The following is a 16940-nucleotide window of genomic DNA, read 5'->3' as shown; positions in this document are numbered from 1 at the left end:
ACTCCAGCGTCATGGACCTCATCACCGCCGGACTCCACAACAACGACGACTGACCCCGAACCATCCCCCAGCGTGGTGCTTCCCCTCCTCCCACCACGCGGCGCTCGGCTCGGCCGACTCCGGTCTGCCGAGCCGAGCGCTTATCGTTGCCCTCTTCGCAGCCGGTGGAGCAGCGCTCGCCCCGCGGCGGTTGCTGTTTCCCACCAGATGGAAGGCTGTTTCGCGCCGCTCCGTCGCTGCTGCTTCCTGGCGTTCCGGAACAGGCACCGAACTTCGGCCTCGCGGTGTGGGTGCGTGGCGATGAGATCGTCGACGCGCCTCCGCCGTTGCCACCAATGCAGATCGGGCACGATCAGCTGCGCAAGCCGGATCAGCTCTGCGGCCGCTGCGGGCTCCCACGACGCGCGTACAGACAGCTCGGTCATACGTCGCAGTGCGATCGGTCCGAACTCGTGGTCCTCCATCAAGCGTCGCACCAGGATCAGCACCTGGCCATTGAAGGATTCGGTGATTTTCTCCTCAGCGAGTCTCGCGTAGGTGTTGAAACCGGCTATCCACAGTGCGAGGCTCAAGGACACTGGACGCAGACCGGTTTTCCGGTTTTTCGGTTCCGACCAACTCACTACGGTGTTCAGTACCTGCTCGCGGTCCTCCGCATCGGGAAGAATGCTTAAAATTCCGCCGATCACAGCGTCCTGCGGAGACTTCTTGTCCGACTTCCCGATCAAGCTCAACTGGGATAGTGTTTCTTCCATGTTTTGTCGGCCGAACGCCGACGAGTAAACTGTCGCCGCGGTCCATTTCTTGTAGGCGCTTCCGTATTTCGTCCAATGCTCCAGTGTTTCTCGGACGAGTGCATTGTGGTCGTCGGCCAGTCTTTCAAGGGTTGTGGCGGCGAGATGTCGCCGCGCCCGCATTTTTTCGTTCGCGAGGGAATTGACCAAATCCAACGGATCGTGGGCGGGGACTTCTGTGGCGATCCTGCAGAGTGCCCGACGGGCTGCATTTTCCGGAATTCCGGAAAGCCATTCGCGCAAAATGCCGTGGACGGAATGGTATTCGCGCCACGCGTGCCGGAGCACCGCGGCCGCCCAGCCTTCCCGCACGAACCGAATGGTCTCCTCGTGTAACCCGGTGTACCAGGGATGGTCCCGAACGACGAATTCGCTGCGGATGTCGATCTTCAACTGCTCCTTGGGTTTGTCGAAAACCCGGCGGGGACGCAGCGACTTGTCTTCGGGAAGCTGAGCAGTGCGGATTAGCTGGTCGAGCCTCTGCGCATGTGAGACGACCCGATCGTACGGTTCGTCCTCCAGTATCGCGACCGAGAGCGCCATGGTGTACTCCCGGAGCGTCCAGTCTTCGAACCAGCGGGCGACGGCGGCGTCGACATCTTCGCGAAGTTCGAGTAGAGCACGGTCCGTGCCCAAATTGCCCAGAGCTACGTGGACGGCCAAATCCGCCGCGCGGACGGCTTTTTCCGGCGGATCACCCGAATCCAATTCGGCATGGAGCTCGTTTTTCAGCGTCAATGAAGGCAACTCGAAGTCTTCCGCGTGCTGTCGATGGATCGCGGACAGGGCCACTTCGAGTGGCTCGGGCGGGGTCAACGAGGCGGTTTGCCCGTACGCCGTGGAAGGTGACTGCTTGCTGTGATCGAGCACGATCACCAGTCGGCAGCCCGATTCGTTCATCACTCGCTCGCAGTGCTCGAAGTCTGCTTCGGAGAGCGGTTTGCGAGCGAACTCGTCGGCTGCCCACACGTAACCGTGCGCGGGTTCCAACTCATTCCCGCGGATCTTTCCGAGCGAGCGTCGCTGGCTCATCTCGGAGACGCCGGTCACGCCCGCATCGACCAGCAGCCGCAGGGCAGCGTGTGACCGTCCGGCGCCGCGACCGCACAAGACCACGACGCTGCGGCTGGCCAGAATCCGACTCGCATCGGAAAAGCCGCCCGGCGCCACGAACTGCTGGGTAGCCTTGGTGATTTCGTCGGTGGTCTTACGGCGGATGATCAGGGGTTCCTCGATATTTCCGAAAACGTTGTGCAATGTGACGTCGCCGTGGATCGAGGCACTTTGGACGCCTCCCTTTTGATCACCGCTTATCGTGTTCTCGCTGAGCAGGAAGGGGTGTTCGGTTGGTTCGTCCCCCTTGTCCTCGGTCGTCGAATTCATCGCTGCGCTGTTCCCTGTGAGATGTTGCCGTTTATCGTGCCCGCCTGAACTCCGTAGCTGTTTCCGTGGATCGTGTTGGAAACCTGCTGTGTTGACGGGTAGGTTGGTTCCTCCCTTTCTTCGGGTGGTCGCGGCGTTTCGGATCCACGATCTTGAGTCTGCTGTTCCGAAGCAAACTCGGTAATGCTGCGGGAGTCGAAATTGGGGACGCGGATCCACGTGGTCTCATTGTGTTCCTTGTTCTGGATATTTAGTTGTCCGAAGTCATTCCGGTGCAACAGTCGGGTGTGGTCCCCGCTGAAGGCAACTCGTAATGCGTGGTCGGAGATGATCAACGCACTGTGGACCGCATCGTCAGGGCCTTCCCGGCGGCATCGGCGGAACAGGGTCTTGAACTCTCCGGCTTCCAGGATTCTGTTCAGTGCAATCTTCGGGGCGAAGAATCCTGGCCCCTCACCGACAGGCCCGACTTCAACGGCGATGCGCAGCCGGACATCCGGTTTGTGCCGCCGATTGCGCGCCGAAGCGGCGATGTCCAGGCGTTGCGTGGTGTCAAGGACGGCCCCGAGATGCCTGCTGGCCAAGGTCAGCAATGCGCCGTCACCGGTGGGCTCCCACTCGAGAACCTCGTTGGGATCGATTCCGCTGTTGCGCAGGGACTCGGAAAGCATGTGCTCGACGGCCTCGGGAACGACCTGCAGGTCGTACCCGTGGTTGCTCGCCGACTCGACGACGTCGACGCCGAGCAAGGTGCGGTACTCGGGGACCATTTGCATCGCAGCTCCAGAACAGAGGGACTCGGCGATCGGCGTGGTCTGAGATGTCCGCACACGCTCGATCGGGGCGGCGGTTGCCGCCCACACCACGGTGCCGCCAACTGGCGTTGGCTTCTCCCTGATTTCCGGGACAAGTGCCAAGTCAGAATGAGTCGCCGGTGACGCGGGCTTCGAGGGCATGCGGGGCAGGAAGCCAGTACCGCAACCTCTCGGTGCGCAGCAGCCCGGCATTCCGGAGGTCGCCGAGGACGGCTTCGACGGTCTTCTCCGACGCGCACACGGCTTGGGCAATGTCTTTCTGGCTGAGGCCGCGCATGAGCAGACCCTGCTCCGTTGTACGGCCGAACTCCTTTGCCCATCGCAGCAGTGCACTTGCCACTCGGGTCGGAACGTCCCGCGTCTGCGCGAGCTGCCGGTCGTCCGCGTTCTGTTGCCGCTTGCGCCACGTCTCGTCGAGCAGCTCCCGCACGTCACTGCCCTGGCCCTGCATGCTTCGGAAGGTGGTGGCGGAAACGTGAACAGCTCGACCACTGCTCAGGGCGACGACGTGCGCGGTGCGTGCGCGTTGACCGACGACGCCCATCTCACCGAGCAAATCACCGGGGCCGAACAAGCCCGCTATCGTCTCCGTGCCGTCTGGGGCGGGGAGTGTCGCCTTCACAAGTCCTTGCTCGATCAGGAGGACCTCGGCGCTACCCGTGCCTGCGACGATCAGGTATTCATCGCGAACGAATGGCGCTGACCGCCCGCTCGCAAGCAGCGCGCGCATTCCTTGCTCGGCACTGTGATTTCGCACAGCCGATCACGATGCCGGTTCGCCCGGTGCGATTGAGCTCGAACGGGACTCGTTCACCCGTTGAGCGCAGCCGCAGCCGGTGGAGCAGCGCTCGCCCCGCGGCGGTTGCGCCCGGAGGAGCGGCTCAGTTCTGCGGTTCCGGAAGCCCGGGGCCCTGGCAGGTGATGTCACCCGGCGGAACGGTGCCGAAGACGAGGTAGTTCGCGGTGGCGGTGTCGACGCAGGTGTTCTCCTGGCTGGCGAAGACTCCGTGGGAGTAACCGTCCTTCATGGTGATCATCCGTGCTCCCGGCAGTTTCCGCTGCATCCGTTCGGCGCCCCGGTGCGGTGTCGTGGGGTCGTGGTCGGCTTGAACGAGCAGTACCGGCGGCATCGCGGGATGGCCGAGCCGGGTGGTCTCGCGGGGTTTCGGCCAGAACCGGCACGCGTCGGCTTCCAGGCCGGTGAGGATCGGCCGGGGATCGCGGTCACGCAGTGCGCGGAGGTCCCCGATGATCTCGGCGGTGCCGGGACGCTTGCTGTCGGCGCACTTCACGGTGCGGAGTGCGGCTTCATAATTGCGGGATTCCACATCGGTTTCGGGCATCGCAGGCTCCAGGCCCCGGGAGTCGCCCGAGCGGATGTAGTCGGCGAGTGCGCGGGCGAACGGTTCCCAGCGTTCGGTGCGGGAGAGGATCCGGTACACGAGGTTGTCGAACTCGTTCGGGCCGAACGAGTCGCGCGCCGGTTGTTCGGCGAGCGCGGAACGGGCGCGCAGGTAGTGCTCCCGCACGGCCGCCGAGTTGGTTCCGAGACCGAAGGACGGGTGCGCGGCGATCCAATCGAAGAGCACGTCGCGCTGCTCGATCATGGCGAACGCCTGTTGTACGTCGAAATCGTGCCAGCGATCCGGGCTGACGACGCTGTCGAGCACCATCCGACCGACGTGCTCGGGGAATTCGGCCGCGTAGGCGGCGCCGAGATAGGTGCCGTAGGAAACGCCGAGGAAGTTCAACTCGGTTTCGCCGAGGGCGCGCCGGATGTGGTCAATGTCCCGCGCCGTGTTGGTGGTGTTCATCCACGGCAGATTGTCGCCGCCGTACTCCCGGCAGTCGGTGGCGATGTCGTGCAGGCGGTGGAGATACGTGCGCTCCCCGGCAACGTCGCTCGGAACGGGTTCCGGACCCGGATGGTCGAAGAGGCCGCCGAGCGGACCGCAGTCGACCGGTGCGCTTCGGCCGACTCCGCGCGGGTCGAATCCGATGATGTCGTAGGAACGCCGCACTGATTCGGGCATCTTGGCCCGCTTGGTCAATGCGTAGTCCAGCCCGGAACCACCGGGGCCACCGGGGTTGACGAGCAGGGCGCCCCGGTACTCACCGGGCGTCCCGGACGCTTCGACGCGGGAGAGCGCGATCGGTATGCGCCGCGGATCGTCGGTGGCGTGATCGAGCGGCACGGTGATTTCGGCGCATTCCAGCTCGGGGGCCTCGCCCTGGCCGACGTCGGTCGACGTCGCGGCGCTGCGGGTGAGATCTGCCGGGCAGGCGCCGAATTCGAGGTTCTCGGCAGGTGCGGGCGAGGCGCTGATCAAGGGTGCCGTCATGGCGGCGGCAAGCCCCACTCGAAGAGGTTTGATCACGGATCGTCACTTCCAGGTTCATCCGAGGGTGTTGCGGGGGACTGTTGAAAACGATTATCATCACCGATCGTTGCTGGCAACCTCTGGAAGGAGTCCTGTGGGGCATCTGCTGTTGGTGGAGAGCTGGGTAGGCGCGATGAGCTCACTGCTGCCGCGTGGGATTCGGGAGGCAGGCCATCGCTTCAGCTTCGCCACCCGCGACCTGCATCACTACCTGCGTGCGGCCCCGGAACGCGGTGCGCATCCATTGCTGGGGGCGGAGAACGTGCTCACCGTCGAAACCAACGACCCGCGGGGATTGCTCGACCGCATCGAACGGCTCAACCCCGCGCTCGGCTTCGACGGCGTACTGACCTCCTGCGACTACTACCTGCCTGCCGCCGCGCGCCTGGCCGCACACCTCGGGCTCCCCGGAGCCCCGCCCGAAGCGGTGGAACGCGCGTGCTCCAAAGACCTCGCCCGGCGCGCACTGCACGACGCGTGCGTGCCCGGCCCCGCGTTCGCGCTGGCCGAAACCACATCCGGGTTGGAAGAGGCGGCCGAGGCGATGGGCTACCCGCTCGTGATCAAACCGGTCGACCTGTGCGCGGGAATGTTCGTGCGCGAAGTGGACGGTCCGGAACAATTGCGCGCGGCACACCGGGCCATTCTGGGCTTTCCGGTGAACGCGCGCGGACAGCGCCGGAATCCGACCGTGCTGCTGGAGGAACTGCTCACCGGACCGGAGCTGAGTGTCGAGACGGTGACCATGGGGGGAAACACCACCGTGGTCGGCATCACCGACAAGAGCGTCGCCGGAGCGCCCTGCTTCGTCGAAACCGGACACATGTTCCCCGCTGCTCTGACGGAGACCACCGAGAACGAGATCACCCGCGTCGCGGTGGCGGCGATCGAAGCCCTCGGGCTGGACAACGTGGTCGCACACACCGAAATCAAGCTCACCGCCGACGGTCCGCGGCTGGTCGAGGTCAACCCACGCCCTGCGGGCAACCAGATCACCGAACTCGTGCGCCGCGTTACCGGAATCGACCTTCCCGCCGTCGCCGCTCGGGTCGCGCTCGGCGAGCGGCCGGAGCTGGAGCCGGCCGACACCGGGGCGGCGAGCGCGGCCGTCTCCTTCCTGCTGCCGCCCCGTGAAGGCGTGATCGACGAGGTCGCCGGCATCGACGAACTCGCGCGTACCCCGGACGTGGTCGACTGGGCGGTCAAGGGGCACGGCCACCGGGCAGGCTCGCCCACCAGCAACAACCACTACCTCGGGCACGTCATGGTCACCAGCCCGGTTGCGGCTGCGGCGAGAGCTCGCGCCGAGTCGCTGGTCAACGGTCTCGCGGTCCGCTACGCCGACAGTCCCGAGGAGTCGGCCGCGTGAACCAGCAGACCGCCGATCCACCGGGGTCCCTCGAAGACCTGGCCGATTCCGCCGCACGCGGGCACTTCGGTGACCACGTGAGCACCGCCACGGTCGATCTCGGTTTCGTGACCGCACAGGGAGTGCGGCACAGCTCCCGCGCCCACGGCTACCGCAACCACGTGCTCAGCCTGCGAGTGGCAGACGCGGTGGGCTCGTGCGCGGTCGAGCCGGGGGAGGTGACCGAGGACGTCGTCTTCGACTGCCTCGGTGCACCCGTCCGCGAGCTGCTCGCACATCCGTGCCGCGCGGTCCGAGTGGCGACCCTCGACGCCTACTTGCAATGGCTGCGTCCGCATCACGAGCACGCGGAGCCAATCGTCATCGGGCGAGGCGATTCGCTGCGGAAATCCTTGGAACGCGCCGAAACCGTAGTGGACCTGCTTCCGGTGGGCGAAGGGAAACGGGTGCTGGTGATCGGAGTGGTCAACTCCCTGCTGCACCACCTCCGTGAACGCGGAAGTTCCTACGTCGCCTGCGATTACCGGGGCGGTAAGACGGAATGGGGCGAAACCGTGGTCACCGACGCGGGCTCGGTGCTCGACGACTGCGACGCGGTGCTCGCCTCGGGGATGGTCGTCGGCAACGGCACCTTCGCGCCGCTCCTCGAACACGCCCGCACGAGCGGCGTGCCGTTCGTGCTGTTCGCGCAAACCGCCAGCGGAATCCTACCGAGGTTCCTCGGCTCCGGCGTCACCGCGATCTCGGCCGAGCCCTACCCGTTCTTCTGGCTCGACGGCGGCCCCAGCTCCATCTACCACTACCGAACGCGTGTCGATGCCAACCCACGACGTGCTGGAAAGGAAGGGCATTGATGCCCGGATCGTACGTTCCCGCAGGCAATCCCGATCTGCTCGATCTCATGCACGACACCCCGCTGGCACGAGTTCGCGCGCCGCTCCCGTTGGAGCACCCGGGCTTCTGGGCCAAATTGGAATGCACCAGCGCGGGAGGGATGAAAGCCAGGGCCGCGGTGTCGATGTTGCTCGGCGCGCGCGATCGGGGCGAACTCCGGCCCGGCCACCCGGTCGTCGAGTCGACCAGCGGGACGCTCGGGATCGGCCTGGCATTCGCCGGGCAAGCCCTCGGCCACCCGATCGTGCTCGTCGTCGACCGCGAACTCGAACCCGGTATGCGGGCGCTGCTGAAGGCGCACGGGGCGCGTCTCGAGGTCGTCGACCGGCCGCATCCCACCGGAGGGTGGCAGCAGGCCCGGCTGGACCGCGTGCGTGAACTGCGCCGCGAACTGCCCGATTCCTACTGGCCGGACCAGTACAACAATCCGGACAACCCGGCCGGGTACGAGGTGCTCGGCGAGGAGTTGGTGCGTCAGGTCGACGATGTCGACGTGCTGGTGTGCAGTGTCGGTTCCGGCGGGCACAGCGCAGGAGCGATCCGCGCTGTTCGGCGCCGTTGGCCACGGTCCCGAATGATCGGGGTGGACACCATCGGATCGACGATCTTCGGGCAACCGAGCCGGCCACGGATCATGCGCGGGCTCGGCAGCAGCATCCATCCGCGCAACGTCGCCTACCGGGAATTCGACGAGGTGCACTGGGTGGGGCCCGCGGAAGCCGCCCAAGCGTGCAGGCGGCTCGCCGCGCGGGCGTTCATCACCGGTGGTTGGAGCACCGGAGCGGTGGCCGTGGTCGCGGCGTGGGCGGCGCGTGTCGAGCCGGAAGCACGGGTCGTGACGGTATTTCCGGACGGGCCGCACCGGTACCTGGGCACGATCTTCGACGACGACTACTGCCGGGAGCGGGGGCTGCTGGAACAACCGGTAGCCGGACGCCCCATGGAGATCGCCCATTCCGGGGCGGTGGCCGTCGACGGGTGGACCCGTTGCCGGGTCGTTGCCGATCCGCTGGCGGCGATGGAGGTACCGGCGTGAAGCTGCACTGGAATGCCGGCACGCTGCGGCTTCGGGAGCCGTTCCGGATCTCGCGGTCGGTGATGTCCGAGCGCGAGGTGGTCGTGGTCGGCATCGAGCACGCCGGGCTCGTCGGCCATGGCGAGGTGGTCACGAGTGTCTACTACGGACTCGATGTGCCGCGGATCTCGGCTGCGCTGGAAAGCGTTCGAGATCTCGTCGAAAACGCACCCGGCCCTGATCTCGGGTTGCCGCTCGCGCGCCTGACCGGAGTTCCCGGGGTGGCGGCGGCAGTGGACGCTGCCCTGCACGATCTGACCGCCAAGACTCGGGGAATCCCGTTGCACCGGATGCTCGGTACCGGCTGTGCGCAGCCGATCCCGACGGCCTACACGATCGGAATCACGCCGATCGGCCGCGCGGCGGAGATGGCCCGCGATCTCGCCGACAGCGGGTTCTCGGTAATCAAGATCAAAGTGGACGGTTCGGACGGGGAGCCGGAGCGGGTCGGTGCCATCCGCGCGGCCGCACCGGCCGCGCGGCTACTGCTCGATCCCAACGGTGCCTGGGGGCCCGAACAGGCGCTGCGGATGCTCCACGCCTTCCGGCGGCACGACGTCGAAGCGGTGGAGCAACCGATCGCACCCGGAACACCGGATGTACTGGCCCGGGTGGCGGAACGGTCGCCGATACCGGTGATCGCCGACGAGGATGCCGCCACCGTCGACGACGTCCGTGCGCTCGGCGACCGAGTGCACGGAGTCAACGTCAAGTTGCCGAAATGCGGGGGAATCCGTGCCGCCCGCGAGATCATCGACACCGCGCACGGGTTCGGTGTCGAGATCATGCTCGGTTGCCTGGTGTCGAGTTCACTGGGCATCGCTCCGGCGGTGCACCTGGCGGGCGTGGCCCGTTGGGTGGATCTGGACGGGCACCTGCTGCTCGCTGACGACCCCTGGGCGGGTATCGCGGGAGCGGACGGGAATCTCCGCCTGGGAGCGGAACCTGGCCTGGGGGTGCACCCGGTGGTCGCGGAATGAAGACCTGGCGCCTGATCCGCAGTTTCCCCGTCGCGGTGCAGCTCCTGCTGGTCAACCAGCTCGGCGTGAACACCGGCTTCTACCTGCTGATCCCGTTCTTGGCCGGCTACCTCGGGCACGATCTCGGTATCTCGGCCGCGATGGTCGGGGTGATCCTCGGGGTGCGAAATCTCAGCCAGCAGGGCATGTTCCTGCTGGGCGGGACGGCTTCCGATCGGCTGGGGGCGCGCGGGGTCATCATCGCAGGCTGTGCCCTGCGCGCGGTCGGGTTCGGCATGTTCGCGTTCGGGGTCTCGTTGCCGGTGTTGTTCTTGGCCTCGGTGCTCAGTGGGTTGGCGGGAGCACTGTTCAACCCGGCGGTCCGGTCCTATCTCTCCCAGGAGGCACGTGATCGGCGTGCCGAGGCGTTCTCGCTGTTCAACGTGTTCGCCACCACCGGTGCGCTGCTGGGGCCGCTACTCGGGAGTGTGTTGATCCTCGTCGGCTTCCGGTTGTCCGCCGTCGCGGCAGCAGTGATCTTCACGGTGCTTACGGTCGCCCAGGTCGCCGTGCTGCCGGTGCGCGCGGTCGAGCGTCGCGAGACGACGGTCCTCACCGACTGGCGCGGGGTGCTGTCCGACCGGCGCTTCCTGGCGTTCACCGGCGCGCTGACCGGGATGTTCACCCTGCAGAACCAGCTGTACCTGGTGTTGCCTATCCATGCCGAGCGGTTCACCGGCTCGCCGGGGACCGTTGCCGCGATCTACCTGGTGTCCACTCTGGCCACGCTGGCGCTGCAGGTTCGGGTCACCGAGGTCATGAAGCGCCGGTGGAGCAGGGGAAGGTCGATCGCCACCGGACTGGCGTTGATGGGACTCGCGTTCTCAGCTACCGGGGTGGCTTCCTCGATGATCCCGGAGCACGGGCCCGACGGCCCATGGGAGACCGCGGCCAGGCTTTCGCCCGTGCTGATCACGGTGTTCGTTCTCGCCGTCGGATCGATGCTCACCCAGCCGTTCGTCTACGAGCTGATCCCGTCCTTCGGCAGCGAGGAGCTCTCCGGAACGTACTTCGGCGTTTTCTACCTCGCGTCCGGTGTGGCGGCCGCGGGTGGCAACGCGGTTCTCGGGTGGGTGATCGACCTGGCGGGCAGCCACTTGCCGTGGCTTCCGTCTCTGCTCTGCGTCCTCATCGGACTGGGGTCGGCCCTCTGGGCCTTCGCGTTGGAAGCACGCGGAAGCTTCGGCCCGGCATCGAGAGAAGCGGCCACGAAAGGAGTATCCCCTTGGACCCGGTAACCGCGGGCGCGAACTTCCTGACCGACAACCCGGTGCTATACGAGCAGCGGTTTCCCGACCCCGAGAACGTGGCCGCCCGGTTCGTCGACGACCTCGTCGGCAGGTTCGGCCATGGCCGGGAACTGCTCGACGTGGGTTGTGGCACCGGGCGGGATGCCCGGTTCTGGGTGCGGCGGGGCTACCGAGTCACCGGCTTGGACGCCTCGTCGCGGATGGTCGAGCACGCGCGGGAGCACTGCGCGCGAGCGGAGTTCGCTGTCGCCGACATGCGAGATTTCGGTCTGGACCGCGCCTTCGACGTCATCACCTGCATGGACAGCGCGTTCCTGTACTGCCACACCAACGACGAGATCGAGGATTTCCTGCGGCGGTGCGGACGACACCTGCGTTCTGGCGGGTTGCTGATCGCCGAGATGCGTAACGGCGCGTTCTTCCTCGGCAGTACCGAGCTGCTCGACGGTGTCCGCGAGCAGACCGTGACCTGGCAGGACGTGGTCTACCGATCGAGGACCAGGTTGTGGATCGACCACGCGGCGCAACTCCTGCGGCGCGAGCGCCACTGGGATTGGGAGGGGCGTGCGGAACCGCTGGAGCAGCTCTCCGCGTGGCGGCTGCTGTTCCCGCAGGAGTTGCGCTACTTCGCCAGCCGGAACGGCTTCGAGGTGGTGGCTCTGTTCGACGAACCGGGTCCGCGCACCGAGATGTCGTGGGGTTCGGGGGCGTCGCTGTCGGAGCGGTTGAGCGGGGACCGCCTGCATCTCGTCGCACGCAGGAAGTGATGTCCGGCGGTTCCGCAGCAGCCGGCCCGTAGAAGTCATCGAAAATGAAAACCAATTGCGTTAGTTTGGATCAGCGCTCGCCGACGCCGACGGCGGCGCGGTGATCCGGAGATGGAGTGATCGAAAGTGCGAATCGACCGCGGAACAACCGGTGCCGGATTGAATCGTCGAGGCTTCCTCGGGCTGGGCGCGGCCACCGCCACGGCGGCCGCGCTGTCGGGCTGCGCAGGAGGAACGGGTGCCTCCGGCCCCGGTGATCCCCGACCTGGTGGTCGCCTGCGCGCCGCCTTCTCCGGTGGTGGCGCGGACGAACTGCTCGACCCCCACACGACCGACCTGTACGTCGAGATCGCCAGGGCCAAAGCTCTGTTCGACAAGCTCGCCGACTACGGATCCGACATGTCCCCGCAGCCCCGGCTCGCCGAGAGCTGGGAAGCAGCCGATGACCTCGCCACCTGGCGGATCACGTTGCGTGAGGCCACCTTCCACGACGGACGTCCGGTGCGCGCCGATGACGTGCTCGCCAGCTACGCGCGAATTCTGGAGCCGGGCAGCACCCGCAGGGCGAAAGCGAGCCTGTCCTCGATCGACCTGCCCAACAGTCGTGCCGTCGACGACCGGACCATCGAATTCCGGCTGACCCGGCCCTACGCGGACTTCCCGAACGCGATGGCCACCCTCGGGGCGTACATCGTCCCGGAAGGTGCCACGAACTTCGACCGCCCGATCGGTTCGGGGCCGTTCAAGTTCGTCTCCTTCGAACCGGGGCGAAGCTTCGTGGCCGCGCGCAACCCCGAATACTGGGAAGGCGCCCCACGGCTGGACGAACTCGAGATCGTGGTGACCAACGACGAGTCCGCGCGGGTGAACGCGCTGCTCGGCGAGCAGGTCGATTACGCCCACGACCTCACCCCGACCAGCGCGCGCACGTACGAGGACAGCGGCCGGATGCGGATACACCGGCTCCCGCTGAGCAGTTTCCACGGCCTGGTGATGAAGACCGACCGGCCACCGTTCGATCGGCCCGAGCTGCGGCAGGCGATGTTCCACCTGATCAACCGGGAAGAGCTCGTCCGATCGGTGTTGCAGGGCTCCGGGCAGATCGGAAACGACCTCTACGGGAAGGGTTACCAGTACTACGCCGACTCGCTGCCCCAGCGAAGCCAGGACCTGGACCGGGCGAGGGCCCTGATCAAGCAGGCCGGTGCGGACGGGCTCAGCATCGACTTCGACACCTCCGACGCCTCCAGCGGGCTCAGGGAGGCTGCGGTGGCCATCGCCGACCAGGCGAAGCAGGCCGGACTGAACCTCAACGTCAAACAGGGGAACGAGGACACCTACTGGTCGGACATCGCCGACAGCGGTGTGCTCGCCAGCTACCGATCGGGTGCGTTGCCGCTGGAATCGCACATTTCGCAGCGGTTGCTCTCCTCCTCGACCACGAACCTGTCCCATTGGCAGCGCCCCGACTTCGACGCGCTGTTCCACGAAGCGCAGTCCACATCGGACGAAGGTCGGCGGGCGGAGCTCTACCGGCGGATGCAGGAAGAGCTCTACGACCAGGGCGGCTTCGTGTGGTGGGGCGTCTCCGACTTCGTGGTCGCCTCGGCAGGCCACATCGGCGGAATCGACGACCGGGCCCCCGCGAACACCCTGAACTGGGCGCGGTTCGACAAGGTGTGGTCGGGGTGAACCTCCCGCGCTACGTGCTCCGGCGGCTTCTGCTCGGCATCGTGCAGGTCGTTGCCGCGATGGTCGCGATCTTCTTCCTGACCGACGCGTTGCCCGGGGACGCTGCGGTGACGACCGCCGGGGACAATCCCGACCCGGCGGTCATCGCACTGCTCCGCGAACAGCTCCGCCTCGACGAACCCGCATGGCAGCGACTCGGTTCGTGGATGTCGGGTGTGCTGCACGGCGACCTCGGTGAATCGCTGGTGGGGCCGAGTCCGGTGACGGAGGTGATCGGTGCGGCGATCGGGCCGACGCTGCTGCTGGCCGCGCTCACCGTCGCACTGCTCGTTCCGGTATCGGTGCTGCTGGGGATGCTCGCCGCCAACCGGGAAGGCAGCCGCACCGACCGGTTGATCACCAGTAGCACGCTCGGGCTGTACTCGGCTCCCGAGTTCTCCACGGCGATCCTGCTGGTGGCGCTGTTCGCCGTGCAGCTCGGTTGGTTCCCACCCACGGCAGTCGGATCGGAGTCCCTGCTGAGCAACCCCGCACTGCTCGTGTTGCCCGTGTTCGTCCTGTTGCTGCGCCCGGTGTGCTCGCTGAGCAGGCTCGTCCGAGCAGGCATGGTCGACGCGCTGCGTTCGGACTACGTGCGGCACGCCCGCAGGCTCGGGCTCCGGCCCACCCGGGTCCAGGTGGCGCACGCGTTGCCCAACGCGATCGCGCCCGCCGTCCAACAGCTGGCCCGCACTCTCGACTGGCTGCTGGGCGGGGTGATCGTCGTGGAGTACGTGTTCGCCGTACCCGGCCTGGGAACGACTCTCGTCGAGGCGGTCTCGGCCAGGGATCTGCCGGTCGTTCAAGGCCTGGCGTTGGTCTTCGCCACCACCACCGTGCTGATCAACCTAGCCGCGGACGTCGCCGCCCGAGCATTCGCACCCGCCTCGGAGGTAGGTCGATGAGCCGATACGCGATTCCCGGCGCCCTCGTGGGCGTTCCCGTGCTGCTGGCCCTGCTGGGGCCGTTCGTGGCCTCCGAGGACACCACCAAGGACGTGGCCTTCCTGGTAGGGCAGGGACACTGGCTCGGCACCGATTTCGTCGGTCGCGACGTGTGGAACGAAGTGCTGCTCGGCGGCCGATCGCTGGTCCTCATCGCCGTGCTCGCGACCGCTGCCACCTACCTGGTGGCGGTTCCGCTGGGCCTGGTCACCGGGATGACCCGCAACCGGTGGCTCGACGAACTGCTCATGCGACCGTTGGACGTCGTCCTCGCGATTCCGTCGATGTTGTTGTTGCTGCTGCTCGCCTCGATCGCGCCGAACATCGCCTGGATTCTGGTCGCCATCGTCGCCCTCATCAACGTTCCCGACGTGATCCGGCTCAGCCGTGCCGCCGCGCTGTCGGTGTCGAGCCGTCCCGCCGTGGAGGCGATGCGACTGCAGGGAGAGAACCGGCTGCGGATCGGCTGCGGCTACGTCGCCCGCGCCATGCTCCGGACGCTGGCCGCGGACCTGGGCACCCGGTTCACCGGTGCCGTCTACCTGGTGGCGTCTGCCAGCTTCCTCGGTGTCGGTGTCCCACCCGGCACGAGCGACTGGGCCGCCATGGTCGATCGCAACCGCGCGGGCCTGTTCCTGCAGCCGTGGGCGGTGGTGGTGCCCGCCGTGCTGATCATCATGTTGTCGATCGGGGTGAACCTGGCCTTCGACCAGTGGTTGCGAAACGACGAACGGGCCCGGGGACGGGCCGCGGAGACCCCGGCGCCCACGTCGGGACGTCCGAGAACGGAGGTGGTTTCATGACCGTCGTCGACGTCCGCGCGCTCGCCGTATCAGTGGGCGGGAACAGGATCGTGGACGAGGTGTCGTTCGCGATGGGTGCGGGCGAGGTGACCGCACTGGTCGGTGCCTCCGGAAGTGGCAAGACCACGACCGGACTGGCGCTGCTCGGTGAGTGGCCGGGAGGTGCACTGGTCGGCGGGCGGGTCGAGGTAGACGGAGAAGTCGTGGACGGCGACCGGCCACCGCGGCCAGGCACGGTCAGCTACATCCCCCAGCAGCCGTCCGCTTCGCTCAACCCCGTGCGCAGGATCGGCTCGGTGCTCCACGAGATCGCCGGGCAGTACGTCCGCGGCGGTACCCGGGCGGCGCGGAGGCGCTCGATCCGGCAACTCGTGCACGAATCCCTCCGCCGCGCGCAGCTGCCCGACGGCGCGGAGCTCCTGCGCCGTTATCCGCACCAGCTTTCCGGAGGCCAGCAGCAACGCGTCGTGCTCGCGCACGCGCTGCTGGGCGACCCGAAGGTCGTCGTGGCGGACGAGCCGACGACCGGGCAGGACGTACTCACCCGTGGCCGGATCATCGACGAGCTGCGCCTGATCCGCGAGCAGGGGATCGCCGTGCTCGTGCTCACCCACGATCTCGACCTCGTCCGGGCGCTCGCCGACCAGGTGGTGGTCATGCGGGAGGGCACCGTCGTGGAAGCCGGGCCGACCGCGCGGGTGCTCGGCCGTCCGGCCCACGACTACACCCGTCGACTGGTCGAAGCTCGCGCCGAACTCCCGTTGCCCGAGCGGGAGGTCGAGCGCGGACAACGCCCCGTGGTGGCGGTGCGCTCGCTCACGGCGGGCCATCGGGAACAGCCGGGGCGGGAGACCGTGCGCGATGCGTCGGTGGACATTCATCCCGGCGACACTTGCGCGATCGTGGGTCGTTCCGGCAGCGGGAAGACGACCCTGGCCAGGTGCATCGCCGGCTTGCACCCGTTCACCGGTGGCGAGGTTCGGCTCGACGGGGTCGCACTCGCTCCGTCGCTGCGGCGACGCGACCGCACCCAGCTCGCCCGAGTCCAGTACGTCTTCCAGGACGCCCGCGCCTCGTTCAACGAGTTCGTTCCGGTGGTCGACCAGGTCGCTCGTACGGCACGACGGCTGCGCGGATTCTCCCGGGAGACGGCCGTGGAGCGGGCTTCGGTGGAACTCGCCAGGGTCGGCGTGCCCCGATCGGTCGCGTCCCGGCGTCCGGGGTCGCTGTCCGGCGGTGAACTCCAGCGGGCCGCACTCGTACGGGCGGTGTTGAGCAGGCCGGATCTGCTGATCTGCGATGAGATCACTTCGGGACTGGACGCCGTGACCCGCGCCGAGCTGCTCCGCGAACTCGGCGAGCTCCAGCGGCACACGGGTTGCGCGCTCGTGGTCATCACCCACGACCTCGCGGTGGTGAGCGGCCTCACCCAACGCGTGCTGATCATCGACGACGGCCGGATCGTGGAGCGAGGGTCGACCTCGGACGTCCTCCTGGCCCCCCGGCACGACGCGACCAGAGCACTGGTGGACGCGGCGACCGACCTCGGGTCCGCGGCCACGCGGGCGTGAGCCCCGCGAGGGGCGGCGCGATTCGGGAGTAGGGTCGGTGGACGGGCCGTGCCGGTTCCCGGCTACCGCCGCCGGAGAAAGACCGGGTGGTGCGGGTCGGAACGTGGCGGTTCCACGATCTCGCCGGAGTCGTGTTCGGCGGGT

The 16940-nt window shown here is 67.3% G+C and carries 14 protein-coding genes and 1 pseudogene; 10 read left to right on the top strand and 5 right to left on the bottom strand.

From position 1 onward, the window contains the following. Positions 1-140: 140 nt before the first annotated feature. From ACYVAN_RS22790 to ACYVAN_RS22770, 5 genes and pseudogenes are all read right to left on the bottom strand, one after another. Positions 141-2177: a hypothetical protein gene (locus tag ACYVAN_RS22790; RefSeq protein ID WP_460962910.1), complete on the bottom strand. Its 2037-nt coding sequence runs from the start codon at positions 2175-2177 to the stop codon at positions 141-143. Next, entirely contained in the window at positions 2174-3094 is a 921-nt protein-coding gene (locus ACYVAN_RS22785) for a nucleotidyl cyclase domain-containing protein (RefSeq protein WP_460962908.1), read from the bottom strand. Before ACYVAN_RS22785 ends, ACYVAN_RS22790 begins: the two co-directional genes overlap by 4 nt. A gap of 1 nt (position 3095) precedes the next feature. Next, positions 3096-3443: a helix-turn-helix domain-containing protein gene (locus tag ACYVAN_RS22780; RefSeq protein WP_460962922.1), complete on the bottom strand. Its 348-nt coding sequence runs from the start codon at positions 3441-3443 to the stop codon at positions 3096-3098. Between the two features lie 57 nt (positions 3444-3500). After that, positions 3501-3722 (bottom strand): annotated as a pseudogene (locus tag ACYVAN_RS22775) (cyclic nucleotide-binding domain-containing protein); the annotation flags it as partial. A 151-nt stretch (positions 3723-3873) separates the two neighbouring features. Next, positions 3874-5370: an alpha/beta hydrolase gene (locus tag ACYVAN_RS22770; RefSeq protein ID WP_460962907.1), complete on the bottom strand. Its 1497-nt coding sequence runs from the start codon at positions 5368-5370 to the stop codon at positions 3874-3876. 97 nt (positions 5371-5467) lie between these two features. On the opposite strand from ACYVAN_RS22770, the gene ACYVAN_RS22765 reads away from it, so the two are divergent. The 10 genes from ACYVAN_RS22765 (at position 5468) to ACYVAN_RS22720 (ending at position 16796) form a co-directional block, all read left to right on the top strand. Then, positions 5468-6742, top strand: coding sequence for an ATP-grasp domain-containing protein (locus ACYVAN_RS22765; protein ID WP_460962905.1), 1275 nt, complete (start codon positions 5468-5470; stop codon positions 6740-6742). After that, positions 6739-7596 (top strand): Rossmann-like domain-containing protein, encoded by an 858-nt coding sequence (locus ACYVAN_RS22760; RefSeq protein WP_460962903.1) that lies wholly within the window; start codon positions 6739-6741, stop codon positions 7594-7596. The genes ACYVAN_RS22765 and ACYVAN_RS22760 overlap by 4 nt, the downstream gene beginning before the upstream one ends. Then, positions 7596-8672, top strand: a complete 1077-nt coding sequence (locus tag ACYVAN_RS22755; protein WP_460962901.1) for a PLP-dependent cysteine synthase family protein — start codon at positions 7596-7598, stop codon at positions 8670-8672. Before ACYVAN_RS22760 ends, ACYVAN_RS22755 begins: the two co-directional genes overlap by 1 nt. Continuing rightward, positions 8669-9691, top strand: a complete 1023-nt coding sequence (locus ACYVAN_RS22750; protein ID WP_460962899.1) for a dipeptide epimerase — start codon at positions 8669-8671, stop codon at positions 9689-9691. The genes ACYVAN_RS22755 and ACYVAN_RS22750 overlap by 4 nt, the downstream gene beginning before the upstream one ends. Further along, entirely contained in the window at positions 9688-10968 is a 1281-nt protein-coding gene (locus ACYVAN_RS22745; RefSeq protein WP_460962897.1) for an MFS transporter, read from the top strand. The genes ACYVAN_RS22750 and ACYVAN_RS22745 overlap by 4 nt, the downstream gene beginning before the upstream one ends. Continuing rightward, the gene (locus ACYVAN_RS22740) at positions 10956-11747 is read left to right on the top strand and encodes a class I SAM-dependent methyltransferase (protein ID WP_460962895.1); all 792 of its coding nucleotides are present in this window, start codon (positions 10956-10958) and stop codon (positions 11745-11747) included. The genes ACYVAN_RS22745 and ACYVAN_RS22740 overlap by 13 nt, the downstream gene beginning before the upstream one ends. A 126-nt stretch (positions 11748-11873) precedes the next feature. Next, on the top strand, positions 11874-13439 hold the full coding sequence (locus tag ACYVAN_RS22735; protein WP_460962893.1) for an ABC transporter substrate-binding protein: 1566 nt from the start codon (positions 11874-11876) through the stop codon (positions 13437-13439). Continuing rightward, complete coding sequence (locus ACYVAN_RS22730; protein WP_460962891.1) at positions 13436-14383, top strand: ABC transporter permease; 948 nt, start codon at positions 13436-13438, stop codon at positions 14381-14383. The genes ACYVAN_RS22735 and ACYVAN_RS22730 overlap by 4 nt, the downstream gene beginning before the upstream one ends. Beyond that, the gene (locus ACYVAN_RS22725; protein WP_460962889.1) at positions 14380-15225 is read left to right on the top strand and encodes an ABC transporter permease; all 846 of its coding nucleotides are present in this window, start codon (positions 14380-14382) and stop codon (positions 15223-15225) included. Before ACYVAN_RS22730 ends, ACYVAN_RS22725 begins: the two co-directional genes overlap by 4 nt. Then, complete coding sequence (locus ACYVAN_RS22720; RefSeq protein ID WP_460962887.1) at positions 15222-16796, top strand: ABC transporter ATP-binding protein; 1575 nt, start codon at positions 15222-15224, stop codon at positions 16794-16796. The genes ACYVAN_RS22725 and ACYVAN_RS22720 overlap by 4 nt, the downstream gene beginning before the upstream one ends. The last annotated feature ends 144 nt before the right edge of the window (positions 16797-16940 follow it).

The sequence above is a fragment of the Parasphingorhabdus pacifica genome, assembly GCF_054779195.1.
Note: the sequence above shows the minus strand (reverse complement) of the source record. Positions and strands in the feature narration are given on the sequence as shown.

Bases quoted from the DNA above. Each gene is read 5' to 3' on its own strand.
- ACYVAN_RS22720 (WP_460962887.1), top strand. From the start codon at position 15,222: ATGACCGTCGTCGACGTCCGCGCGCTCGCCGTATCAGTGGGCGGGAAC.
- ACYVAN_RS22790 (WP_460962910.1), bottom strand. From the start codon at position 2,177: ATGAATTCGACGACCGAGGACAAGGGGGACGAACCAACCGAACACCCC.
- ACYVAN_RS22780 (WP_460962922.1), bottom strand. From the start codon at position 3,443: ATGCAGGGCCAGGGCAGTGACGTGCGGGAGCTGCTCGACGAGACGTGG.
- ACYVAN_RS22745 (WP_460962897.1), top strand. From the start codon at position 9,688: ATGAAGACCTGGCGCCTGATCCGCAGTTTCCCCGTCGCGGTGCAGCTC.
- ACYVAN_RS22755 (WP_460962901.1), top strand. From the start codon at position 7,596: ATGCCCGGATCGTACGTTCCCGCAGGCAATCCCGATCTGCTCGATCTC.
- ACYVAN_RS22725 (WP_460962889.1), top strand. From the start codon at position 14,380: ATGAGCCGATACGCGATTCCCGGCGCCCTCGTGGGCGTTCCCGTGCTG.